General features: G+C 42.5%; 19 protein-coding genes and 1 other RNA gene. 9 read left to right on the forward strand and 11 right to left on the reverse strand.

Annotated features, from left to right (window positions below):
• Positions 1–163: 163 nt before the first annotated feature.
• On the reverse strand, positions 164–1861 hold the full coding sequence (locus tag I3254_RS03395; protein WP_238051170.1) for an ATPase: 1698 nt from the start codon (positions 1859–1861) through the stop codon (positions 164–166).
• Between the two features lie 317 nt (positions 1862–2178).
• Between I3254_RS03395 and I3254_RS03400 the strand changes: the two genes are divergently transcribed.
• From I3254_RS03400 to I3254_RS03415, 4 genes are all read left to right on the forward strand, one after another.
• Positions 2179–2892, forward strand: coding sequence for a hypothetical protein (locus tag I3254_RS03400; protein WP_238051171.1), 714 nt, complete (start codon positions 2179–2181; stop codon positions 2890–2892).
• Between the two features lie 90 nt (positions 2893–2982).
• Positions 2983–4083 carry a bifunctional demethylmenaquinone methyltransferase/2-methoxy-6-polyprenyl-1,4-benzoquinol methylase UbiE gene (ubiE, locus tag I3254_RS03405; protein WP_238051173.1) on the forward strand — a complete coding sequence of 367 codons (1101 nt, stop codon included), beginning with the start codon at positions 2983–2985 and terminating at the stop codon, positions 4081–4083.
• A gap of 118 nt (positions 4084–4201) precedes the next feature.
• Positions 4202–4906: a hypothetical protein gene (locus I3254_RS03410; protein ID WP_238051175.1), complete on the forward strand. Its 705-nt coding sequence runs from the start codon at positions 4202–4204 to the stop codon at positions 4904–4906.
• A 102-nt stretch (positions 4907–5008) separates the two neighbouring features.
• The gene (locus I3254_RS03415) at positions 5009–6670 is read left to right on the forward strand and encodes an AarF/UbiB family protein (RefSeq protein ID WP_238051177.1); all 1662 of its coding nucleotides are present in this window, start codon (positions 5009–5011) and stop codon (positions 6668–6670) included.
• Between the two features lie 120 nt (positions 6671–6790).
• Here the strand turns inward: I3254_RS03415 and ruvB are convergent, their stop codons facing one another.
• The 5 genes from ruvB to I3254_RS03440 all read right to left on the reverse strand — a co-directional run bounded on the left by ruvB (position 6791) and on the right by I3254_RS03440 (position 11972).
• The gene (ruvB, locus tag I3254_RS03420) at positions 6791–7774 is read right to left on the reverse strand and encodes a Holliday junction branch migration DNA helicase RuvB (RefSeq protein ID WP_201569780.1); all 984 of its coding nucleotides are present in this window, start codon (positions 7772–7774) and stop codon (positions 6791–6793) included.
• A gap of 175 nt (positions 7775–7949) precedes the next feature.
• The gene (ruvA, locus tag I3254_RS03425) at positions 7950–8570 is read right to left on the reverse strand and encodes a Holliday junction branch migration protein RuvA (protein WP_201548844.1); all 621 of its coding nucleotides are present in this window, start codon (positions 8568–8570) and stop codon (positions 7950–7952) included.
• A gap of 78 nt (positions 8571–8648) precedes the next feature.
• A complete protein-coding gene (fba, locus tag I3254_RS03430; RefSeq protein ID WP_238051179.1) occupies positions 8649–9686 on the reverse strand; it encodes a class II fructose-bisphosphate aldolase in 1038 nt (345 codons plus the stop codon).
• A 427-nt stretch (positions 9687–10113) separates the two neighbouring features.
• Positions 10114–10500, reverse strand: coding sequence for a hypothetical protein (locus I3254_RS03435; RefSeq protein ID WP_238051180.1), 387 nt, complete (start codon positions 10498–10500; stop codon positions 10114–10116).
• 257 nt (positions 10501–10757) lie between these two features.
• A complete protein-coding gene (locus tag I3254_RS03440) occupies positions 10758–11972 on the reverse strand; it encodes a phosphoglycerate kinase (RefSeq protein WP_238051182.1) in 1215 nt (404 codons plus the stop codon).
• Positions 11973–12478: 506 nt separating this feature from the next.
• Here I3254_RS03440 and I3254_RS03445 point away from each other — a divergent pair.
• Positions 12479–12808 (forward strand): TraR/DksA C4-type zinc finger protein, encoded by a 330-nt coding sequence (locus tag I3254_RS03445; protein WP_238051184.1) that lies wholly within the window; start codon positions 12479–12481, stop codon positions 12806–12808.
• 65 nt (positions 12809–12873) lie between these two features.
• Here the strand turns inward: I3254_RS03445 and I3254_RS03450 are convergent, their stop codons facing one another.
• Both I3254_RS03450 and I3254_RS03455 read right to left on the reverse strand, forming a co-directional pair.
• Complete coding sequence (locus I3254_RS03450; protein ID WP_238051186.1) at positions 12874–13542, reverse strand: thiamine phosphate synthase; 669 nt, start codon at positions 13540–13542, stop codon at positions 12874–12876.
• Between the two features lie 87 nt (positions 13543–13629).
• Complete coding sequence (locus I3254_RS03455; protein WP_238051188.1) at positions 13630–14712, reverse strand: serine hydrolase; 1083 nt, start codon at positions 14710–14712, stop codon at positions 13630–13632.
• Between the two features lie 393 nt (positions 14713–15105).
• Between I3254_RS03455 and I3254_RS03460 the strand changes: the two genes are divergently transcribed.
• The 3 genes from I3254_RS03460 (at position 15106) to I3254_RS03470 (ending at position 19415) form a co-directional block, all read left to right on the forward strand.
• A complete protein-coding gene (locus I3254_RS03460; RefSeq protein WP_101206382.1) occupies positions 15106–15741 on the forward strand; it encodes a response regulator in 636 nt (211 codons plus the stop codon).
• A gap of 34 nt (positions 15742–15775) precedes the next feature.
• Positions 15776–17533 (forward strand): ATP-binding protein, encoded by a 1758-nt coding sequence (locus tag I3254_RS03465; RefSeq protein ID WP_238051190.1) that lies wholly within the window; start codon positions 15776–15778, stop codon positions 17531–17533.
• A gap of 166 nt (positions 17534–17699) precedes the next feature.
• On the forward strand, positions 17700–19415 hold the full coding sequence (locus tag I3254_RS03470; protein ID WP_238051192.1) for a sigma-54 dependent transcriptional regulator: 1716 nt from the start codon (positions 17700–17702) through the stop codon (positions 19413–19415).
• 74 nt (positions 19416–19489) lie between these two features.
• Here the strand turns inward: I3254_RS03470 and I3254_RS03475 are convergent, their stop codons facing one another.
• Both I3254_RS03475 and gpmI read right to left on the reverse strand, forming a co-directional pair.
• Positions 19490–20959, reverse strand: a complete 1470-nt coding sequence (locus I3254_RS03475) for a S41 family peptidase (RefSeq protein WP_238051194.1) — start codon at positions 20957–20959, stop codon at positions 19490–19492.
• Between the two features lie 234 nt (positions 20960–21193).
• A complete protein-coding gene (gene gpmI / locus I3254_RS03480; protein ID WP_238051196.1) occupies positions 21194–22852 on the reverse strand; it encodes a 2,3-bisphosphoglycerate-independent phosphoglycerate mutase in 1659 nt (552 codons plus the stop codon).
• A 247-nt stretch (positions 22853–23099) separates the two neighbouring features.
• Here gpmI and ssrS point away from each other — a divergent pair.
• Positions 23100–23295: non-coding RNA, 6S RNA (ssrS, locus tag I3254_RS03485), on the forward strand.
• A gap of 127 nt (positions 23296–23422) precedes the next feature.
• Here ssrS and I3254_RS03490 read toward each other — a convergent pair.
• Positions 23423–24055, reverse strand: a complete 633-nt coding sequence (locus I3254_RS03490; RefSeq protein WP_057760971.1) for an FxsA family protein — start codon at positions 24053–24055, stop codon at positions 23423–23425.
• Positions 24056–24215: the final 160 nt, after the last annotated feature.

Raw genomic sequence — 24215 nt, forward strand, 5'->3', positions numbered from 1 at the left:
ATGTCAGATTGAGTAGTCATTGCTTATTCTCCTGTTAATGGATTATAAGCAGTTACACAGTTTTTAGGAAACTCCCGTTTCGAGCCATCCTATTTAGAGAATACGTGGAAAATACAGTTATATAAATCTATAAGAGTTTTTAAACTTCAATCGTTTCTAACAATTATTTGCTTTCAGTAAATGCAGACAACTTCTCAATAGCATGATCTAACACATCTAAACGCGCTTGACGTTTTTCATTGGTCGCAATAACACACCATGGCGCTGTCGTTGTATCCGTGCGCACCAGCATATCTGCTGCAGACTGCACATAGTCTGACCATTTATCACGGTTACGCCAGTCATCATCTGTCAGTTTAAATTGCTTATGCGGTGTTTCTTGACGATCTTCAAACCGTTTAAGCTGCTCTTTTTTATCAATCGCTAGCCAATATTTGATAACCAACGTTCCTGCTGCTGCCAAATCTGCCTCAAAACGATTGATCTCATCATATGCTCGTTGCCATTCATTAGGAGACGCAAATCCTTCGATGCGCTCAACCAGCACACGCCCATACCAAGTACGATCGAAAATAGCGATACGGCTAATACGATTGGTTTGTTCGTCAGGCAATCGCGTCCAGAATCGCCACAAGTAAGGATGCTGGGTCTCATATAACATCGGTGCGCCAATATTATAAATTTGATACTCGCGAGGATCTAGCGGTGCGACCAATCTTTTGATTGCACCGCCCTTGCCAGCAGCGTCCATTCCTTCAAAAGCAAATACAACATGCCGACCTTGGCGTGCGCGTAACAATTCAGCGAGCCTTGCTTGCTTCTCCGCCAACGCCTCACGATAGTCGGACTTACTGATTTTTTTATCTTTAATAGACGTCAGTTGCTTAGGTATCGGTGCAGGTTCAAACTGTTTTTGTTTAGTATCTGAGTTAAGTTCCAGTTTTTCGGACTGGGAATGGTTTTTTGAAGTTTCCTTGCCATTGCCATTATCATTGGTATCTGTCTGACTACTCGCCAGCGCGGTTTGCATAGCGTGTAGCACCAAGTGACAAAAGTTATCAGCGGCCTCTAACTTATCGTCACCATCAATGATGACCCAATCATCCTGTTGACGCAGCAAGGTCGCAGCCACCTCATTAAACTTCTCGATGACTTGCTTATTATTCCAGTCAATTTGATATAGAAACTGCGGATCTGCCTCATCATCCTTTAAGCGACTGTGCAACGTTTCAATATCAACATGAAACCAGCATTTTAATAATTTGGTTTGATTGGCAATGAGATCCTTTTCAAATGCTTTTAGCGTGTCCAATTGCTGCTGTAGATAGTCTTGCCACTGAGCAATAGGAAGCGAATTTTTATTTGTATGATCTTTATCATTTGATAATGCTTCAAGGTTCTCACTATCTGATGTCGCCAGTCGCATGACGTTGTATAATAAATCAGCATACCAATTGCCGAAATATACCATGACGTCACCATGACGCGGCATGGCGCTAGTATGTGCTTGCCAAATAGGTTGATAACTCAATGGCGAATGACCAATGGTTGCCTCAACTTTAAGCAGCCTTGGATCCACCCATTGCCGTAACTGCTTAACGGCGGTACCTTTACCTGCCTGCTCCATTCCATTAACCAGCACCAATAGACCTGTTGGCTTATTGAGGGTCGGCGGCATTTGCTGGCGAGTGGCTTTTAAAGCATACTGAGCTGTTACCAATGCTAATCTAAGCGAATCCTCGTCCAGTGAAAACTGACTCAAAGGATTGGGCTTTAGACGCTGCTCTACAACTTGCTCACTAAATTGTGTACTTACCGCTTGTGGTGCTTTTGGTTCAGTAGTATCATTTTTTTTAGACATGATTACACTCGCTATTGTTATTGGGCTGCTTTACTAATGAATGACTTATGGGATAGCTCTCGATAAGATAACTCTCAACATTTTTATCTCATCGCTCATTTTTATCTCATTTAATCATAGCACTGCACCAATTGAGTAAATAATATTGCTGTGTAACAGATTGGTATTTGTATTCTTAATTATTTTCTTTTAAGGTGAACACAATTTTGGGTATAGGGTAGAACAGTTGTTGCAAGCCTTATAACCCTGACTCACAATATTTAAAACAACTATACTTAAATTTGATTACCCTATTTACTTCTACAGGATTCACTGCTATGACCGCTTTAGCTGATTTACAACAGCATTTGACACGTTTTTGGGCGATGCCTCATCACCAAGATGATGAATTGAATGCTAAGCTCAAAGAAGTACAATCATGGCAACAAGTACGTCTCCAACAGACGCATCGCGAGCTATTTGAACAACCCAAAAACCAGTTAATGGCAGATTACTTTCTCACCCAACTGTATGGCGGCGAAGAGTTCAAATTATTAGCAGAGCAATTGGCACGTATCCTGCCAAAAGCGAAAAAGCTAGAACGTCTTGCCAAAGAGTCAGCCCTAGAGGCTGGTAGCATGGGCATCCAAGCGGCAATTTTTGCTATTGAGCTAGATCTGCATTTAGCCCAGTGGTTACTCTCTCAGGATTTACCAGTAAACGAAGAGAATATGCTAACCGCCTACCGTACTGTCGATGAAGAAGACGAGCGCCGAGTTCAGATTGCTAATCTAAAAGACGTCTGTTATCGCACGGACAAACACCTAAACTCGTTTATGCTCAAAAAAGCCTTTGCACTAGCGAAAAGTACAGCCTATCGTCATGGCTACCAGCCGCTTTATGATTTTATTGATACAGGCTTTAAGGCCATGAAACCTCTGAGTAGCGTCAGCGATTTTATTGAGCCGTTCTGCGAGCGTGAACTGTCCATTATCGATCAGGTTCATGATACGGATAATGGCAGTAAGCCGGTAGCGTTTGATGTATCATAAACTCAATATGTTAAATAGCTAATTGACGCTTACTATTTAACGACTTCCTCCGATAAAGACAATCATAAAAATAAATTCTAGGACAACATGATGACTGATAATGCAAAAGATAGCAGCGCTCCTTCTAATCAAGCCACAACGACTAATGGTCATTTGCAAGACAAACTGGTAAAAGACAGTATTGCTCATAATCAACAGATTAGCGCGCAGATATTACGTAATCAAACAACCAATGTCGTGCCGAGCAAGAATAACAGCGTTGCTAGTGATGACAATAGCGACTTTACTAAAGTTCAAGACCTACCTACTGGAACGCCGCAAGGCCAACAAACCACTATGCCAAACAACGACAAAACGACTCGCACAAATACTTCAGAGCAAACCATAAAACAAACGCTATTCAATCAGCGTGATGATATCAATAATCCGCACACGCCTGAAACAGATGGTAATGAGCAGACGCATTTTGGCTATAAGACCGTCAATAAAGCAGAAAAACAAGCACGTGTGGCTGACGTATTCACTTCTGTTGCCAAAAAATACGACATCATGAATGATTTGATGTCATTTGGTATTCATCGTCTATGGAAGCGCTATGCGATTAGTCTATCAGGCGTGCGTGCTGGTCAGCATGTCCTTGATATCGCTGGTGGTACGGGCGATTTGGCCAAAGTATTTAGCCGTGAAGTCGGTAGAAATGGCCACGTAGTACTATCTGATATTAATGCTGCGATGTTAGAAGTGGGCCGTGAGCGCCTAATCAATGCTGGCTGTAACAACGTTGATTTTGTATTAGCTAACGCTGAAACGTTAGCCCCTTTTGATGACGAAAGCTTTGATTTGGTCACTATTAGCTTTGGTTTGCGTAACGTTACTGACAAAGATGCCGCGCTAAAGTCTATGTATCGCGTCCTAAAGCCAGGTGGTCGTCTATTGATTCTGGAATTCTCCAAGCCAGTATTTGAGCCACTATCTAAAGCCTATGATTTGTATTCATTTACCGCACTGCCAGTGATGGGTAAGCTGATTGCTAATGATGCTGAAAGTTATCAATACTTAGCTGAGTCAATTCGTATGCATCCTGATCAGCAGACACTCAAGCAGATGATGCAACAGGCTGGTTTTGAAAACTGTGATTATCATAACTTGACTGCTGGTATCGTGGCTGTCCATCGCGGCTTTAAAGCGTAACGATAGAGTACGATTGGCAAGACTATTACGTTTAATAGACCATATTGAACTTAACACGAACACACGATGCGCTGATGCAGCTAATGCAAAGGCGCTCACTTACCGATGCGAGAGCCTTATGCTGACTGTCCTTCTATTAGCTGGAGCCGAAAAGCTAATTAACATTGCCATTGCCAGTGATGAGATTACCAAGGCAGGTTTAACTCCGCTTGCAGGTAAAGTGTTACGTCTTAATATGAGACTGCCTGAGATTCATTTAGACATCTTGTTCACTCATGAGCGTTTGCGCTTTGAGCCGGTCACGACGGAAAGTATATTTGAGCCAAGTGGCCAGATGAATGAGCGCCAAAAATCTAGCATGGAGCGCGCACGTTTTGGTCATAGTCGTCCAGATTGTACCATTACTGTAGATAATGCTGCTCAATTGCTCAATCTGATGCGCGGCGCGGAAGGCAACTTGCCAATCGCTGGCGATTACAAGGTGCTAATGCAGCTCAAACAACTGGTTGCAGGGTTTGATCCTGACCTAGCTGGACAGCTTGAACCATTTATCGGTAAACCAATGGCTAGCCAGTTACACCTTCTTATCTCTCAGCTCAAAGGTAGCTGGCGTCATAGTGTCAAACGTGCTTTTGATGACGTTAGTGATTGGGCTAATGAAGTGGCTGGCAATAGCACACCTGACCCTATTGAGGTCGCTGAAGCAAACGATCTTAAACAGCAATTGTTAAAATTACGTGCTGACGTCGAACGTGAAGAAGCCAAACTTGCTGCTATCAAAGAAGAGCAAGCGCAGTTTCTTAATAACTCGTTTCATCAATAGCCGATTGCATCCATCATAAATGAACGCTATTACCGATGGCACTATTTATGATTATGCACAGCGCTTACCCCATTTTCGTCTTTGTTTAGAGTACTTAATCCCATGCTATTATCGCACCGCGCTCGTCTACTTGAGCTTTGGCGTATCGCCGCAATGTATCGCCTTGATACCCATTTTTCTATCGAAGAAGCACCGCAGCTGCAGCCTTTGGCGCGATTGATTCGCATGCATCCAGCAGCATGGGGCAAGAAGCACCAACCAAATGCGATTAAGTATGCGCTTGAGGACATGGGTACGCTGTTTTTAAAACTTGGCCAGTTACTCTCAACGCGTCGCGACTTGGTACCACCTGAGATTATCGCTCAATTAATTCAGTTGCAGGACAAAGTTAAGCCTTTTGACGCTGATATCGCTGTCGCCCAAATTCAACATCCTAAACATGGTCTTGGCCAGTCGATTGAAACCTTGTTTGCTCGATTCGATATCAAACCGTTAGCGGCCGCTTCTATCGCCCAAGTTCACACGGCTGCCCTACATGATGGACGTGAAGTCGTGGTAAAAGTGGTTCGCCCCGATATTCGCACTGTGATTGTTTCTGACTTTGAGCTACTGCGGGAATTGGCAAGTTGGGCATCTGCTCGTATTGAAGCGGCACGTGCCGTTCATATCATCGATATTGTCGAAGACTATCGGCAAGTCATGCTCAATGAGCTTGATTTGACGCTTGAGGCTGATAATACTACTCAAATGCGTAATAATTTCTTGGGTTCAGCACTGATGTATGTGCCTGAAGTTTATGACGCTGCCAAAAACGTGATGGTCATGGAGCGCATCCAAGGCGTCCCTATCTCACAAGTTGAGATGTTCGATCAGTTAGGTTATGACCGTGCAGCGCTTGCAGAAAAAGGCCTAACGATATTTTTTACCCAAGTCTTCCGTGATAACTTCTTTCATGCTGATATGCATCCAGGCAATGTGTTCGTAGAGACGCCACCTGTGCAAACCTTACATGCAGGTATGGAAGCAGTTGATTTAGGTCATGAGCCACGTTATATCGGGCTTGATTGCGCCATCATGGGCACTTTATCAAAAGACGATCAGCTAATCGTGGCGCGGATGTTACTTGCCGTGATGAACAACAACTTTACCGCTGTCGTTGATATCGTCAGCCGTGCAGGCTGGATACCACCAAACGCTGATAAGCATGCCCTAATGCGTGATATGAAACGTACCGTCGGCCCTATGCTACAAAAATCAATCGATGATATCGACTTTGCTGGCGTACTGATGCAGATTCTAGATATTGCACGCAGACATCATATGAGTATCCCACCGCAGCTGATGCTTCTGCTAAAAACTTTGGTCCATGTGGAAGGACTCGGTCGTGATTTATATCCTGATCTGGACATTTGGTCACTTGCCAAGCCAATTCTAAGCAGTTGGATTAAAGAGCAGTTAGATCCTATGCGTAACCTACAGCAACTGCGCCAACAACTGCCTGAAATGCTCCTATCTACCACTGATATTCCCAAACTATTAGATCAAGGGCTACAAAGCCTTGCCTCACAGGGCTCTCGTCAGGACAGTCAACTGCGGGAAATACAGCAAATTCGCGCTGACATGCTAAACGACCGTCGTCGTGATTGGTTGGCACTTGCAGGGTTTGCTATATTTATCGCTATCGCTACGCAAGTTATCGGCTGGCTATCACCTATATTTTATATACTGGCGGTCTTGGTAGTTGTTTGGCGAATTTTAGCTTAGAAATCAGATTTATTTTTACTCAATCAGTTCAGAAAAATTTTCATAATTTTAGATTTAAACAAAAAAATGCGCCTACTTCTCATCAAAAGCAGGCGCATTTTTTATATTGAATACTGATTACTATAACATCTGATCGATTGCCATCTGTGTCAGTACGCGGCCACGAGCAGTACGCAGCACATAACCTTGTTGAATCAGATATGGCTCAATCACATCTTCAAGCGTACCACGGTCTTCAGCCATCGCTGCTGCCACTGCTTCAACACCAGCCGGACCACCGTCAAAGCGCTCGTGCAATATTTCGATATAGCGTCTGTCTAGATGATCAAGACCACGTCTATCCACTGCCAGCATATCTAGCGCGCTACCTGCAATCGCGCCATTAATACTACCGTCGCCTCTTACCTCGGCATAGTCACGCACACGGCGTAATAGGCGGTTAGCAATCCTTGGTGTACCCCGTGCACGGCGCGCAATCTCTATAGCGCCATCTTCACTCATTGGTACACGCATTAGACGTGCTGCTCGACTGACAATCGTCGTTAGATCAGCGATGTTGTAAAACTCAAGGCGCTGTACAATCCCAAAACGGTCACGTAGTGGTGACGTCAGTAGCCCTGCTCTAGTCGTTGCTGCTACCAAGGTAAACGGTGGCAAATCAAGCTTGATAGAACGCGCAGCAGGCCCTTCGCCAATCATAATATCTAATTGGAAATCTTCCATCGCTGGATAAAGTATCTCTTCAATAACCGAGCTTAGACGGTGAATTTCATCAATAAACAGTACGTCACCCGCTTCTAGATTGGTCAGCATGGCTGCCAAATCTCCTGGGCGCTCAAGCACAGGCCCTGAAGTAGAACGCAGATTACCACCCATCTCACGAGCGATAATATTGGCGAGGGTCGTCTTGCCTAGACCCGGTGGACCAAATATAAGTGTGTGATCTAGCGCTTCGTCACGGCCACGAGCAGCACCGATGAACACTTCCATCTGCTCACGTACCACCGGCTGACCAATATACTCAGCCAACAACGCTGGTCGGATATTGGCATCAGGAGCATCACTTGCGCCTTCTAGCGGATTAATTAAGCGATCTTGCGTCATAGAATTTATCATTATATTAAAAAATTAGTTAACAAATAGCATAACCAAACGCTGCGCATAAGTCATGCAAAACCTCATTAAGCGAGCACTAAAACGAAAATAAGCGACATTCAATGTCGCTTATTACTTTGATACATTATGTGGTTGTTATCGATAAACGGCTAGTTAATATGAATTAAAAGCCAGATAACTGCTGCAAAGTAGCTTTTAACAAGCCTTGAGTATCAGCAAAAGTATCTCCTTTACTCTTAGCAGCTTTAATCGCTAGCTGAGCTTCTTTTTCTTTGTAGCCCAAGCTGATCAATGCGCCTTCCACTTCAGCGATGATACTGCCTTCGTGAGAAATCGTAGTTTCCTGAGGCGTCAATTCAAATGCACCACTATCAACGTCGATATTCTTTAATTTGTCTTTTAGCTCAATTAATAAGCGTTGCGCCGTCTTTTTACCGATGCCTGGGATACGAGTCAACGCCGTCTCCGACTCTTGCTCGACGTGCATTTTTAGCTCAGCTGCTGACATTGCAGACAGCATAGCCAAGGCCATTTTTGCTCCAACACCATTAATTTTAATTAACTGGCGAAAAACATCGCGTTCTTTTCGATCGATAAAGCCGTATAGCAATTGGGCATCTTCGCGAACATGGAAATGTGTCCAAATGCTGGCTTGTTCATTAAGTTGCAACTGGCAAAATGAAGGCAATGGCAGTTCGATATCATAACCCACACCAGAGGTCGTCATGATACAAGCCGTCGGTGCCATCAAGTACTGCACCTGTCCGGTAATCAATCCAATCATTACTTATGACCTCTTATGTAGGATATTATAAAACCTGCTACTATCTTATGATTAATAACTACATTCTACAATACAGTCTTATTGGTAAAAATCCACCATACCTTCAAGACTGATTGGGCGAATTTTATGTGCTTGGCCTGCAGAGCCGAACGCTTCAAAACGATTGGTACAGATATCTGACATCGCTACCATAGATGCTTTGAAATATTTGCGTGGATCAAATTCACTTGGATTTTTTGCAAGGAATTCACGGATAGCACCAGTTGATGCCAGACGTAAATCCGTATCGATATTTACTTTACGCACACCATGCTTGATCGCTTCAACGATTTGCTCAACTGGCACACCATAAGTTTCGCCGATATCACCGCCATTTTCATTAATAACTTTTAGCCATTCTTGTGGCACTGATGAAGAACCATGCATAACAAGATGAGTATTAGGAATACGGGCATGAATCTCTTTTACGCGCTCAATAGACAAGATATCGCCTGTCGGTGGACGTGTGAACTTATAGGCACCATGGCTAGTACCGATAGCAATCGCTAACGCATCGACATTGGTATCTTTTACAAACTGCTCAGCTTCATCAGCACTGGTCAAAAGCTGCTCATGATCCAATACGCCTTCAGCGCCAGAACCATCTTCTTCGCCAGCCATACCAGTTTCAAGACTACCTAGGCAACCGATTTCGCCTTCTACAGAGACGCCGCAAGCATGTGCCATCTTAACAACTTCGCGCGTGACGCTAGCATTGTAATCATAATCCATTGGCGTTTTGCCATCTTCACCAAGTGAGCCATCCATCATCACTGATGAAAAACCTAATTGGATTGAGCGTTGGCAGATAGCTGGCGACATACCGTGATCCTGATGCATCACTACTGGAATATGTGGCCATTCTTCGATAGCAGCGATAATCAAATGACGCAAAAATGCTGACCCTGCATAGTTACGTGCGCCTGCGCTGGCTTGGACAATGACAGGTGAATCACAAGCATCCGCAGCCATCATGATTGCACGCATTTGCTCTAAGTTATTGACGTTAAAGGCAGGAACACCATAGCTGTGTTCAGCGGCATGATCTAGAAGTTGACGTAAGGATATTAGGGCCATAAGACGCTCTCTGATTAGATTTTGAATAGTATTTTAAAAAACAGCTTGATAGCAATCATTTCACTGTATATTCGACCATACTGACCGTATATAGGTTAGTAAAAGTCTGAATGGTATTAGATATGATTACCACGCGGTGATTATAGCAAAAATTGTTCTGTCTTCGTAGCGGTTGACCGACTATTTGTCAGTCTATACCGTCTCTTGATATCAGTTTGACTTTTATAAACTGTTACTTTGTAAACTGTCACAATGGCATACAACGCAAAAAGCCTTGGCAATCACCAAGGCTTTTCTAGTATTTTGAGGCTTATAAAGCAATGACCCTTTTTAAAAGTTATTTACCGATGATTATCTATCAATCGATATAATCCCAGTAAATCAGTCATTATAGTGCTTAGTTAATAGTGCTTAGTTATCGCGTAGCTTAGTACTGTTGCTCTGCATCAACTGCAACATCATTTGCGCCATCAGCAACAGCGTTAGCGCCATCAGCAACAGCTTTAGCAGTATTTTCAACCGCTGTATTAGTGCTTTCAGCGATAGCATCGCCAGTGTTTTCTAGAGCGTCTGTCGCAGCTGCACCAGCAGTGTCAGCGCCTTCGGCAACTTCAGTACCAGCGTCTTGAGCAGCAGCTTCGGCTTCAGCAGCAGCAGCGTCTGTTTCAGCGGCAGCAGCATCAATATTCGCAGCAGCATCATCGCCAGCAGATTCAACAGCAGCTTCAGTGTTTTCTTCTGTTTGTTGGCTACATGCAGTGATTGCAAAGGTACCAGCAAGTACGCTAGCAAGTAATAAATGACGTTTTAACATAATAAACCTCTCGTAAATAATGCATGTCAAAATACATGGTCGCGCTATTTTATAGAGTGCGAATCAGACATGCAATAATAATTTTCAGTATATAAATAAATAATTACTGCTTAATAATAATCGATGGCTATTGCGCTTACTTATGTCAATAAAAACAAGCAAATCAACAGCCAAAATATTATTTTTACAGACTACATTAGTTATTTAAAGTTAGTTGTACGTCTAATGTTACTAAGCTACAGAGTATCGTTAATTAGTTAGGCATCTATTTGCAGCGCAGCGACTGCCGGAAGTACTTTACCTTCAACAAACTCTAAAAACGCACCACCACCTGTTGACATATAGCTCACACCATCAGCAACTTGATATTTATCGATAGCCGCTAACGTATCACCACCGCCCGCGATAGAGAAACCATCGCTGTCCCTTACAGCAGTAGCTAATATTTGTGTGCCTTGCCCGAAAGCATCGACCTCAAATACACCCACTGGACCATTCCACAAAATGGTTTTTGCATTAATAATGGCATCGGCAAGCTGCTTTGCGCTTTCTGGTGCGATGTCCAATATCATGTCATTGTCACCGATCGCATCAACTGATTTGATCGTTGCTGTAGCTTTTTGCAATGAGCCAGTAAAGTCAGCGAAATCGATGTCGTCTTTATCAGCGACTACGACGTATTCAGGCAGTAAGATTTCAGTTTTGGTCATAATGTCACGTGCAGTATCGAGCAAATCTGCTTCATACAATGAGGCGCCAACACTATGACCTTGTGCTGCTAAGAAAGTATTGGCAATACCGCCACCAACGATAATTTCCGTGCAAACTTCAGCCAAGCTGTGTAGCACTTCTAATTTGGTTGATACTTTTGACCCACCAACGATAGCAAGCATTGGCTGTGCTGGTGTTTCAAGCGCTAAGCTTAGAGCATCAAGTTCGGCGGCTAACAATGGCCCTGCACAAACGGTTTTGTCTGCTTGACGCATTGCTTGCGTAACACCCTCTGTTGATGCCTGTGCACGGTGCGCTGTACCAAAAGCATCCATCACAAACACATCGCACAAATCAGCGTACTTTTTCGCTAGCGTGGCATCATTTTTCTTTTCACCGTCATTGAAGCGTACATTTTCTAATAGAACCACTTCGCCCGATTTTACATTAGCACCTTGGGTAAGATAATCACTATTAAGACGTACAGGTGTCGATAGTTGCGAGCTTAATTTGTCCGTCAAATAGTCAGCAACCGGCGCTAATGAGTATACAGTTTCAGGATTGCCCTCTGTTGGGCGGCCTAAATGTGAGCAAACAATTACCGCAGCGCCTTTTTCGAGCGCCATCTTGATGGTAGGAAGACTGGCTTGCAAGCGCGCATCGCTCGTGACCTTACCGTCTTTAATAGGCACATTTAAATCTTCTCGAATCAAAACCACTTTATCCGTTAAGTTCAACTCACTCATACGCAAAAAATTCATTACCTGCTCCTATGCATCAATATATCTGTTAATTTGCGATTACTGTCGTTATTGATATGACTATTATGGTCCGCTCTATATAAATCAGATTCAGTGCTAAGCTCGATCAATCTACTATTTAGTAGCACTCTTACTCGCCTGCTTTATAACTACGCTATTTTATATCTAAGCTATATAGTCACTATCAGCTTTATTGCTTTTTAATGTCTTTTTAACGCTTGGCTCTGACACTTATCAGATCACTCTGATGAGTCGATCAAGTAAGCAGAATTCAGCGGCGGTGTATTCTACCAGTTTTCTAGCGCAGTCTCACAAGCAACCTGTCACAAATTTCAGCACGTTTAAAATATTTAGTCTAAACTCTCAGAGCATTATTCGATTGCAACAATTGCAGTTGCTAGCTTTAAGCATAGTCAATAAACCGTAACATTTCGTGGTGGTACTCAGCAGTCAAGCTCTTTATGATAGAAACATTGACAATAAAAATAACCCATTAGGAGAAAATAATGAGCATCAACTTAGGCACTGCTAAACAAAACCTATTAAAATTAAAAGACGAATACGAATCTCGAATTGATAAGATAGAAGATCACATCCAAAATCCGCAAGATGATCTCAATGAACATTGGGAAGATCAGGCCATATCCTATCGTCAAAACGACATGCGTAAAAACTTAATGAGCGAGGCGCGTCAAAGCTTAATCTATGTCGAAAATGCATTGAGTCGGATTGATAACGGTACTTATGGCGAGTGCGAAGTCTGCGGCGAGCCAATCGAAGAGCAACGCTTAGAAGCGTTGCCCTATGCCACCTTATGTATGGAACACGCTGAGTAGCGCTGTCATATTAATACTCTATTCTAAGACTATTGCTACTCTAAAAACTCTCTAAGAAGAGTACTTCAAGTAGGTATTTTCCATTTAGAAAATGCCTGCTGCCACTCACAACAGCGCTGAGCTATATCTGCTACTGGCAAATCCATGATATCCCCGACTACTGCCACAAGCGCAATGGGCAAATCTACCAGCTCTGAGACATTTTCTGCGGTTAACCCCCCTATCACACATATTGGTATGCCTTGCTGACACCCTTCCACAAGCTGCTGAGGTGAAATGACATTAGCATTGGGCTTAGTTGTAGAAGTAAATACAGCACCCATCGCAGCATAACTTGCGCCGTCATTTTTTGCTTCTTTAATTAGATCTACATCACCATGACAGGTACGACCGATTATTTGATGCGGCGATAGAGACTGTAGAGCATCATCGATACTGCCGTCTGTTTGTCCAAGATGTACACCAACGCCAAGCTTTTCGGCCAACTTCACATCATCATTAATAACAACTGGCACATTGTACGTTTTAGCTAATTCGACGATTTTTTGCGCCTCATCAAAGAGCTTCAAAGCTCCATCAGGTAGACTAAGAACTTGCTTACGACGAATTTGTAATAGCGCAATTAATCCTGTCGATAAGGCTGCTTCTAGCTTTTGATATAACAGCTCGAACTCATCATCATTGGTCAACAAATATAGCTTAGGTATAGGAGAAGAGAATGGTAAATGACCCATAGCATGTATCCTTAATTCTTAAATTCAACACAATAAAAAAGCCGTTATATGATATAACAGCTTTTTTATACATTTAGAACAGCAAACTTATACTGTACGACGTGTAGCCAAACTATTTAAGATATTTTTAGCATCGCCCCAACGTGTTGCTGAACTGTTTGCACCTAAGATAACGATAATCGCAGGACGATTATTTACCCGAGTTTCCATCACAACACAACGTCCGGCTTCATTGATAAAGCCTGTCTTAGAGATACCGATTGGATAGCTGCCGTCACGGACCAACGTACTGGTATTACTGGCTTTATAGGTACGGTTACCACTTGAGTAATTTGAGACAAAAAAGTCATAGCTCTTAGTGGTAGAGAAACGACGAATCACATCATAGTTACCAGCGGCACGTACCATTTTGACCAAATCTTTTGACGAAGCTACGTTGCGCTTATCAAGTCCAGTTGGATCACCAAAAAATGCCGTGTTCATACCCAAGTCTTGCGCTTTACGATTCATTGCACGCATAAAGGCATCATATCCACCTGGGTAGTTACGTGCCAGACTCTTCGCCGCTGGATTTTCAGACTTCATCAACGCCATCAATAGCATCTCAGCACGGTTTAAACGATCACCTGATTTCAAACGCGAGCTTGCACGCTTTGGACCAACGAAATCTTCTGGATCAAGCGTGATTTCTTCACGCATATCAAGGCCTGCATCCAATACGACCATAGCCGTCATAACCTTGGTGATACTAGCCATAGGACGCGCGATATCAGCATCTTTTTCGTAGATAGATTCGCCAGTTTCAGCATCGATCACCGCAACACTACGTGAATCAGTGCTAATCGGAATCATATCGCTGCTGCCAAATGCCCCACGATAGGTTGTATTGTAGCGAGTAGTATTGGTGTTATTGCTGCTAGCAAAACTATTAGTATTCGTAATATTGGTAGTACCATAGCCATTATCGACTTTCTTAATAGTAGAGCCATTAGACTTGTACATTATGTTACGAGCTTCAGACAAACTATCAGCGCCGCCCCAACTCAGGCGTGCACTAGAGGTAGTGTCAGTGCTACCATTAATTGTAAGTGCGGCTTGTGCAACACTGCCCAAACTCAATGAAATCATAGCAGCGATCAATTGCTGTTTGGTTAATGGTAGTTGCTTCATTATGCCTCCTGCTGTCGCTATTACGCCAGTTACATATTGTCTGACGCCAAAAACGTACGTAGCGTTTATAGATGTGTTTGTAAGTACTCACATAGAGCTTTTGTATTTTTAGTGTATCATGGTTTACATTTAAGTTTAATCTATCAAACTGATTTAGTAGTTTTTTTTGGCTTCATTCAAACTTTGCTACAACCAATTTATATTATAGAAACATCAATTCACACTGCAGCAATATAATTTAACTTCGAATGTTATGATTACTCGTATTTTGTTATATTAATCAGCGGTATTTTAAATATACAAAGATAACAATAATGGTTGAAATATATTCGTTTTTTATACTATTTGAACCTAATAAAGCGTTCATTCTGACAATCAATAAAGAGTATGGTTATGATTAAAGTATTAGTGGTAGATGATCATGATTTGGTACGGATGGGTATTAGCCGTATGTTGTCAGACAGCCCCGATATTGAAGTAGTAGGTGAAGCAGACAGCGGTGACATGGCTATCAAACAAGCCAAACAATTACATCCTGATGTAATTTTATTAGACGTCAATATGCCGAATATTGGCGGTCTTGAAGCAACCAAACGCCTGATACAACTCGACATGGGTATCAAGATTCTAGCGGTCAGTAGTATGTCTGCACAGCCTTATCCTTCAATGCTGATCAAAGCAGGTGTTAATGGTTACATTACCAAAGGCACGCCGCTTGATGAAATGATACGTGCAGTCAAAAAGATTTATCAAGGAGGTCGCTACTTCAGCCAAGATGTTGCTGAACAGCTAGCAGATGTTTTATTGTCTGATAATGCCAACTCACCTTTTGACTTATTAAGTGACAGAGAAAAACAAGTGGCCATGATGGTTGTCAATTGTCAGAGCCCTCAGCAAATAGCCGATCAATTGTTTGTTAGCGTCAAGACCATTAATACGTATCGCTATCGTATTTATGAAAAAGTTGGGGTTGATAGTGATGTTAAATTAACTCATTTGGCCATTCGTCATGGTCTGATTCAACCATAAATCATTCTAGCGTTTATTTTATTACGGCCAGTTTATGAACCCTGCTACCAATTTTAGCTCTGCCATTACTCGTTATGTTCATCATGACGATACGCTTCCTCTGCCGCAGTTGCGTAAGTTGGGGCTGATCTATAGTAGCTATCGCTTCGTTGTTAGCCTGTTCTCTATGCTCATGCTATACATCTCTGCTCGTACTGGTGATAGCGCGTCCTTACCGAGTTTTCTACAACAAACGACTCTAAGCTTCTATGTACTGTTAAGTTTGATACTGCTTGGGCTATTTTATGTCGTTAGAAAACATATGCGCCGCCAACTGGCATTCGGACTGGCGTTAGACGTTATTATATTAAGCCTACTGCTCTACACGACAGGCAACCCTGATTTGCAGTTAACCATGCTATACATGGTGGTCGTCGCAGCTAGCTTTATGCTACTACATGGCTCACAAGCGCTAGTTATTACTTTACTTGCCATCATTCTCGTTATTTATCAGCAGTTTTTTTACGCTATTGCTAATAGCATGAGTCTAGCTAATCTAGGTGATGCGCTACTGATGTCAGCGAGCTTTTTAGCAGTGGGTGGTTTGAGTTGGTCTATCTCTCAGCGATTGGTACAGCTTGAAAAGGTTGCGGCAAACCATGCTAAGGAAGTTGAGCGACTCAACGTGATTAATCAAGAGGTTATCACGCAGATGGTGAATGGTGTTATCGTTATCGATAAGCAACATATTGTCTTAGCAAATCTTGCCGCACATCAGTTGCTGAGCCTTTCTCTTGTCACGCCTGTCACACCACAGAATACCCTTGACGATACAAAAGAGACTCATAACCAAGCACTTCTCTCTAATTTTGAGCAGCAACTCAATGAGCAGCATTCGCAATTATTCAATGCCTGTTTATCTGTAGCATCGGGGCAATCACGCGCTTTTACCTACGATGTACCAGCAGTAGCAAATGCTTCAATATTTGGCAAGTTACGTGTACAAATTATTCCACTAAAAGACGATAGTAAGCTTGTCATATTAGAAGATTTACGCCGTGAGCAAGCCAGTGCTCAACAGTTGAAACTGGCTTCTTTAGGGCAATTAACTGCCAGTATTGCCCACGAAATCAGAAACCCATTAGCAGCGATATCGCAAGCCAGTCAGCTATTAATGGAAGATGTTGCAGAACAAATGGAAGATGACAGTGCATCAACAAGTGAATCGAATACTGCCATAACCGGCAACCATGAGCTTTATGAGATGATATTTTCACAGACAAAACGTGTAAACCGTATCATTGAGGATATTTTAAAGCTGTCTCGTCAGCAGACGGCTACCCAGCAGGTGCTCGAATTGGCTGAATGGATGCCATCGTTTTTGGAGAATTACTTTAAAGGACACGACATTTTTCTACGAATCAAAACCAAACCCATCATATCATTTGATACTCATCAGTTAGAGCAGATATTAATCAACCTGATCAACAATGGCTTGCGTTATAGCAGCTATGCTCATCCCCACGCTTATGTGGAAATCGACATTTACTGCGCAGACAACGATGTTATAATCGATATATTAGATAATGGTAATGGTGTTAATGCTGGAAACTTACAACTTTTGTTCGATCCGTTTTTTACAACAGATAAAGCTGGTACAGGACTGGGGCTCTATTTATCACAAGCATTTTGTGAAGCAAATCAAGCGCGTTTACTCTACATTCCTGAACATGAGAAAACATGTTTTCGGTTAATTGTACCTTCTATTAAATCTGATAATAAATTTCAAACTATCGAAGAAAATCTTACCTAAATTTATCCTTCAAAAGCTATGTGATTTCGCATTAATTTCTGCAAAATATAATATTTGAAATGAGATTATAGTATCAGTGAGTTAAGTTCCAACTCTTTATAAAACTATTACACCCATTTAGACCAAGCTATTGATTTGATAGCCATTGAATACGATGAGATGATGTATGACAACAACCGCGCTAGTCGTCGATGATGAAGTAGATTTATGTCGATTGATGCAAATTACCCTGACTAAAATGGGTATCAAAAGTGATGTGGCTTATACATTGTCGCAAGCAAGAACATTTTGGCAAGACAATGACTACGATTTTTGTCTGACGGATTTAAAACTGCCAGATGGCTCGGGACTTGAGCTGGTAAAAGAAATTAGCAATAGCTCTAATATTCCAATAGCGGTGATTACGGCTCATGGCAGCATGGATTTAGCTATTGAAGCATTAAAACTTGGTGCCTTTGATTTTGTCAATAAACCGCTAGAACTACCACGTCTGCGCCAACTGGTAGAGAATGCCCTAAAAGTTATTCATCAAGATAACGAAGTACAGGCCGCACCGGAATGCTCTCCTGAACAAAAAATGCTAGATAGTAGATTGATTGGTAATTCTGCTGTCATGCATCCCCTTAAAAACACTATTTTAAAGCTAGCACGCTCACAGGCACCTGTGTTTTTATCGGGCGCTTCTGGCACAGGTAAAGAAGTGGTCGCCAGATTGATCCATGATTTAAGTCCACGGCGTGACGGCAGCTTTGTACCAGTGAACTGCGGTGCGATACCATCGGAGTTAATGGAGTCGGAGTTTTTTGGTCATAAAAAAGGCAGCTTTACAGGGGCTGTCGCTGATAAACAAGGATTGTTTCAGCAAGCTAATGGCGGCACATTATTTTTGGATGAAGTGGCAGACTTACCTTTAGCCATGCAGGTTAAATTGTTACGTGCCATTCAAGAAAAAACAGTAAGGGCAATTGGTGATACAAAAGAAGTTCCAGTAGACATCCGCATTTTGTCTGCCACTCACAAGGACCTGAGCCAATTGGTACAAGATGGTGCATTTCGACAAGATTTGTATTATCGCATCAATGTCATTGAGCTAAAGCTTCCAACGCTTAATACACGCCGTGATGACATCCCTGTGTTGGCAGACCACTTTTTGGCTATGATTTCTAATGATTGGCAATTAGAGTCGCCGCCGTCATTGACAATGGAAGCTTGCGAACGCTTACAACGCCACGATTTTGCAGGTAATGTCCGTGAACTACGCAACTTATTGGAGCGTGCAGTTACGTTAGCTGAAACCTCCTACATTGACGTTAGTCATTTAGGTCTTCCTGACATTGAACCTGAGCTTGCAAATATACAAGAGCAAAATCATAGCTCAGCTATCGATAGCTCTGAGCTACCTGACCGTAACGTAGAAAATCATATAGACGTTCAATCTACAGGCCAATCAACAAAGAACGGCGAGCAAGTCATTCAATCTAGTAGCAATACAACGACGCAGGTTGAGCAAAGACAGACCAATTTACATCCCTATCGTACTAACACCAACCACTACCCCTCAATGGTACAGCATTCGTCAGCTAGTAATAACAGTTCGTCAACCAACGTAGCAAATACTCATGACGAAGAATCGCTCCTTGCCTCCACCGCCCAACAAGAAACTTCTAAAGACATATCAGGTTTACCAGAATTGTTCGACGGTCAACTACCGCCTCAAGGGTTAGAGCATTATTTGCAGGAACAAGAAAAGCAGCTGATTATCACAGCACTCAAACAAACTGGCTGGAACAAAACCCAAGCAGCTGAATTATTAGGAACCACCTTTCGCTCTTTACGCTACCGTATGAAAAAGCTCGGAATTTCTGAAGATGCGTTCGACTAATTTCCTTTAAACGTCATCTTCAAATATTTTTGAGCGTTGAATGGTATGTACTGTTAATTAACTACTACGAAAGTCTATTCTTTCGTAGCGTTTTTTCTAACAAAGCGAATGCCAGAATCAAGTGCACGCGCCTTTACTAGTTCTAATGCTTGCTGCTCCCACATGTTCTCGCTGCCAGATAAGGTCACATCAGGCTCTACACCGATCTCGTCTATTTGCTTGCCTGCTGCCGTCATATAATTTGCCACAGTCAATTTGACAGCTTGCTCATCGTTTAATGGTATGACCGATTGTACTGAGCCCTTGCCATAGCTAACTTCACCGATAATAGTAGCGCGTTTTTGTGCTTGTAAACTACTGGCAAGCACCTCTGCTGCTGATGCTGAATAGCGGTTTTGTAATAAAACTAATGGCAAAGGTTTAAGTATCGCATCACCTTGGGTCGATAGTACCCGTGATTTATTTTGACGTGCTTGCACCTGCACCACATCGGTATCATCCATAAATAAACTGGCAACACTCACTGCCGATGTCAGTACGCCACCTGGATTATCACGCATATCTAGTAAAATGCCTGATATCGGAGCGTTTAGGTTAATTAAACCTTCTAGTAATTTTTCACGGCTGTTGTTTTGAAACGCCGGTAATTTAACAATGGCAATACCATCAACCAGTTTGGTCTCGATAATCTGCGGATGACTATTATTACGCTGCAACGTCGTTGTGTGCTTACGGCGGCCAGCTTTGGAAGTAATAATATCTACCTGCGTACCGGCAATACCCGTTAAGAGCTGCTCAACATCATTGACCTGTCGCCCTTCGTCTAGCTTAAACTCATCAACTTGATGCAAATAATCACCAACTGCGATGCCTTTTTTGTCTGCAGGTGAATCATCGATAACCTCTGCCACAACCCAATAACCTGCCTCTGGCTGGTAATTAACCTTAATACCAATATCACCAACGTCGCCCTCAGTGAAAGCACGTAGATTCTCATAAGCTTCTGCGTCCAAAAACTCAGCATGGCTATCAAGTTTGGTCAGCATACCGCTCATCGCATTGCTAAATAACTCTTCATCATTGACCGCATCGACGTATTGACGACGTATTAAATCTACAACAGCCACAAATGTCTTTAGCGTCTCAGGAGAGATAGCATTTAGCGATACTTGTGCGACCTCTGCTGGAATGTCCGTATCAATATCATCGACATCATCTGTTAGCGCGCTTTCGTCTGGCACACCATCTATCGAGTCATCTGGCTCATCGGCGACATCTAACATATCAGCAATATTCGATAAATTATCAGCGTCGTTTTCATCCGCTATCTCATCTGCATTCAAACTGATGAGCTGTAGACCATTCGTAGGATTATCATTATTTGTAGAAGCTCCCACTGCTGCTTGTGCATTTACGCTAATCGCACAACCAAGTACACCTATTAAAATTGCAGGCTGCAAGACCGTAGATGTGGCTGATGCCTTCCCTACTGATTTACTTAACCCTTTGGATAAAAAAGAACGTGCAAAAGAAATAGGCTGCATAAAAGAACTCATTTGAATAATAGAGAATACGAATTTATCGTTATATAGCGATTTATAAGATAGCACCAAACGCATATTTCGAACTAGCATAGTATTGCAAGTAAATTAAGTAAAATGTATCACAAAAAAAGGAAAGGATAATAGGTTATCCTTTCCTTTTCGATATCTTCTGGTACAGCTAACGAATTGATATAAACCACAGTCATTCAAGTACTGTGGTTTAACTCGACTGGTCTAGACTGCTGGAACCAATAAGCTCTCACCTGTCATTTCGGCAGGGGCGTCAATGTTCATCAATGATAAAATAGTCGGTGCCACATCACTGAGTTTACCGCCGCGGCGCACTTGCAGCTTTTGCTCACCTACGTAAATTAATGGTACATGCTCTGTCGTATGCTGTGTATGTACTTGACCACTTTCATAGTCTTGCATCTGCTCGCAGTTACCATGATCGGCTGTGATAAGCATGTCACCACCAGCAGCACGCACCGCTGACTCGATACGGCCAACACATACATCCAAAGCTTCTACCGCTTTTACCGCTGCATCAAAGATACCTGTGTGTCCAACCATATCACCATTGGCATAATTGACCACCAATACATCATACTTACCAGACTCAATTGCTTCTACTAATTTATCAGTGACTTCAGGCGCGCTCATCTCAGGCTGTAGATCATAAGTTGCAACGTCTGGAGATGGCACTAAAATGCGGGTCTCACCCTGATATTCTTCTTCGCGGCCACCACTAAAGAAAAACGTCACATGCGCATATTTTTCAGTTTCAGCGATACGTAGTTGAGTTTTTCCTTGGTCCTGCAAGTACTCTCCCAATGTATTGGCCAAAGATGTTGGGTAATAAGCAATGCTGGTTTTTGGATTGTCAGCTAGGACATCTGAATACTTAGTTAGCATCACAAACGCCGCCAGTTTTGGCTGTTTTTGACGCGCAAATCCAGAAAACTCATGATCTGGTAAAACAAATGCTTGGGCAAGCTCACGAGCGCGGTCAGCACGGAAATTCATAAAAATAAGTGCGTCGTTATCATTAACAGTATATGGCACTTCATCACGTCCGATTACGGTCGTTGGACTGACAAACTCATCGGTTTCACGCGCTTTATAAGCAGCTTGAACAGCGCCATCCGCTCGTGTCGATAGACGATCAGCTTTGCCCTCAGTAATCAGCTCATAGGCTTTTTGCACGCGATCCCAACGATTGTCACGATCCATTGCATAGTAGCGTCCGATGATACTTGCAATCTGTACGCGGCCACCTTCGTAATGAGCATTCAACTTATCAATATAGTCACGCAGACGATTGATGTACTTATCAGCAGATTTAGGCGGGGTATCACGGCCATCTAAGAAACAATGAATAAAGACATTCTTGGCACCATGCACCAATGCTGAGTGACACATACCTTCGATATGATCTTGATGTGAGTGGACACCGCCATCAGAGAGCAAGCCCATAATATGGACGTTACCGCCACGCTCATTAGCCGATTTTACCGCATCGACCAATGCTTCGTTTTTATAAAAATCACGATTGGCAAGCTCACTTGAGATACGAGTTGAGTCCTGATACAGAACACGCCCCGCCCCTAAATTCATGTGACCAACTTCTGAATTACCAAACTGACCATCTGGCAAACCAACATCTTCCCCTGAAGCTGAAATCAGCCCATGAGGATATTGCTGATAAATCTTGTCTAAATTTGGCATATTAGCGGCAGCGATGGCGTTATCTTTATCTTCTTCACGATGACCAAAGCCGTCCAATATCATCAAGACATGCGGTATTTTTTTATTCTGTGCACCGTCTTGGTTATTGCTAAGCTGTGTTTTGTTATTATCAATAGAGTCTGATGCTTGTTGGGTACTGGTCATATATTACCGCTCCTCGAGTGAATGAACGCCTATAATGCTGTGTAAGGGAATATAAAGCCCTCTATATTAACACACATCTTGAAATAGCTGAAAAACTGAGCATTTTTCGTGAGTTTATGAATAATTTTATAGGGTTATCTTGTGATGATTTTTCTATGCAAGACAATATAAATGCGGCCAATTAACCAAGCTACGTATCAATCTGTAATTCAGACTTGCAATCACTCTTTTCATTGGTTAAGATAAAACTATTCTGAAGTGTTGGCTAGTAGATGTTTATTCCCTGAGCCGATAATGCTTTACCAGGATGTGGTACCTATTGTCTCATTGTGTATGCCTGCACCGCTTGCGGTGTATCAGGAAACCTGCAGAGATGATGACGCATCCGCCCTGAACTTCACGGTTCATGGGTCACCATCTTACAGCGGCACTTCGGTTGTTTCATTCGGTTTGTACGTATATTCTTTATAAAAATATATTTCCTATAAATAGTATGCTTACTACCACTAAAAAGCCCCTTTCGTCATCGACGAGAGGGGCTTTTTTTATGCTTATGATTTAACTAAATAGTTATTCGTCATTAGCAGACTTGGTAATTTTCTTGACATCTTTAGGGATGTTTTTGGCAGTACCATCAACCGTAGTATGCTGTTTAAACACATCACCAAATGGGTTTTGCTGCTGTTGACCAAATGGATTTTGACCATTCATGCCACCTGCGCCACCGAACGGGTTTTGACCACCCATGCCACCAGCACCGCCAAATGGATTTTGACCACCACCCATTTGACCGCCCATCTGCTTGGCCATCATTTCCATCATTTTTTGCTGATTATTCATGACGTAATTATTGGCCAAGTCTTTTAGCTTTTTTTGCACAGGTGGCAATACTACCAACAGCGCCATCAAATCACTAAGCACCCCAGGAATAAGCAATAAAATACCTGCAGCTGCCATCGCGATACTCTTAATCATCGTGGTCTCTGGCGGACGCATCGCAGGGTTCATCATGCCACCAGCTTTCATTTGCTGTGCCATTGGATTAAGAGCAGCCATGCCTTTGCGCATCAAAGAGATACCGATAACTGCGGCGATAATAAACCACATAAACACCCACCAGCCGCTCATAAACTGAGCAAGCAAATACCACAGTAGCATCTCGATAATAAACCAAACGATGGCTATACCAACTATCTGACCCATAAAGTGTCGTCCTATAAAATAAAAACCAATAAATTGAGCGCCATGAAAATTAAAATGGCTAACATATGATGTATATGGGGATTGGTTGCTATACTATCAAACTTAAGGCTAATTTTTAAGCCATATAGTCGGTACAATATAATTTGGATACAAGGAAGAC

The organism is Psychrobacter sp. Ps2, from assembly GCF_022129405.1.
Classification (GTDB): domain Bacteria; phylum Pseudomonadota; class Gammaproteobacteria; order Pseudomonadales; family Moraxellaceae; genus Psychrobacter.

Excerpts from the sequence above, each read along its gene's own strand:
- I3254_RS03395 (WP_238051170.1), bottom strand. The coding sequence starts at position 1,861 with ATGTCTAAAAAAAATGATACTACTGAACCAAAAGCACCACAAGCGGTA.
- I3254_RS03400 (WP_238051171.1), top strand. The coding sequence starts at position 2,179 with ATGACCGCTTTAGCTGATTTACAACAGCATTTGACACGTTTTTGGGCG.
- ubiE (WP_238051173.1), top strand. The coding sequence starts at position 2,983 with ATGACTGATAATGCAAAAGATAGCAGCGCTCCTTCTAATCAAGCCACA.
- I3254_RS03410 (WP_238051175.1), top strand. The coding sequence starts at position 4,202 with ATGCTGACTGTCCTTCTATTAGCTGGAGCCGAAAAGCTAATTAACATT.
- I3254_RS03415 (WP_238051177.1), top strand. The coding sequence starts at position 5,009 with ATGCTATTATCGCACCGCGCTCGTCTACTTGAGCTTTGGCGTATCGCC.
- ruvB (WP_201569780.1), bottom strand. The coding sequence starts at position 7,774 with ATGACGCAAGATCGCTTAATTAATCCGCTAGAAGGCGCAAGTGATGCT.
- ruvA (WP_201548844.1), bottom strand. The coding sequence starts at position 8,570 with ATGATTGGATTGATTACCGGACAGGTGCAGTACTTGATGGCACCGACG.
- fba (WP_238051179.1), bottom strand. The coding sequence starts at position 9,686 with ATGGCCCTAATATCCTTACGTCAACTTCTAGATCATGCCGCTGAACAC.
- I3254_RS03435 (WP_238051180.1), bottom strand. The coding sequence starts at position 10,500 with ATGTTAAAACGTCATTTATTACTTGCTAGCGTACTTGCTGGTACCTTT.
- I3254_RS03440 (WP_238051182.1), bottom strand. The coding sequence starts at position 11,972 with ATGAATTTTTTGCGTATGAGTGAGTTGAACTTAACGGATAAAGTGGTT.
- I3254_RS03445 (WP_238051184.1), top strand. The coding sequence starts at position 12,479 with ATGAGCATCAACTTAGGCACTGCTAAACAAAACCTATTAAAATTAAAA.
- I3254_RS03450 (WP_238051186.1), bottom strand. The coding sequence starts at position 13,542 with ATGGGTCATTTACCATTCTCTTCTCCTATACCTAAGCTATATTTGTTG.
- I3254_RS03455 (WP_238051188.1), bottom strand. The coding sequence starts at position 14,712 with ATGAAGCAACTACCATTAACCAAACAGCAATTGATCGCTGCTATGATT.
- I3254_RS03460 (WP_101206382.1), top strand. The coding sequence starts at position 15,106 with ATGATTAAAGTATTAGTGGTAGATGATCATGATTTGGTACGGATGGGT.
- I3254_RS03465 (WP_238051190.1), top strand. The coding sequence starts at position 15,776 with ATGAACCCTGCTACCAATTTTAGCTCTGCCATTACTCGTTATGTTCAT.
- I3254_RS03470 (WP_238051192.1), top strand. The coding sequence starts at position 17,700 with ATGACAACAACCGCGCTAGTCGTCGATGATGAAGTAGATTTATGTCGA.
- I3254_RS03475 (WP_238051194.1), bottom strand. The coding sequence starts at position 20,959 with ATGCAGCCTATTTCTTTTGCACGTTCTTTTTTATCCAAAGGGTTAAGT.
- gpmI (WP_238051196.1), bottom strand. The coding sequence starts at position 22,852 with ATGACCAGTACCCAACAAGCATCAGACTCTATTGATAATAACAAAACA.
- I3254_RS03490 (WP_057760971.1), bottom strand. The coding sequence starts at position 24,055 with ATGGGTCAGATAGTTGGTATAGCCATCGTTTGGTTTATTATCGAGATG.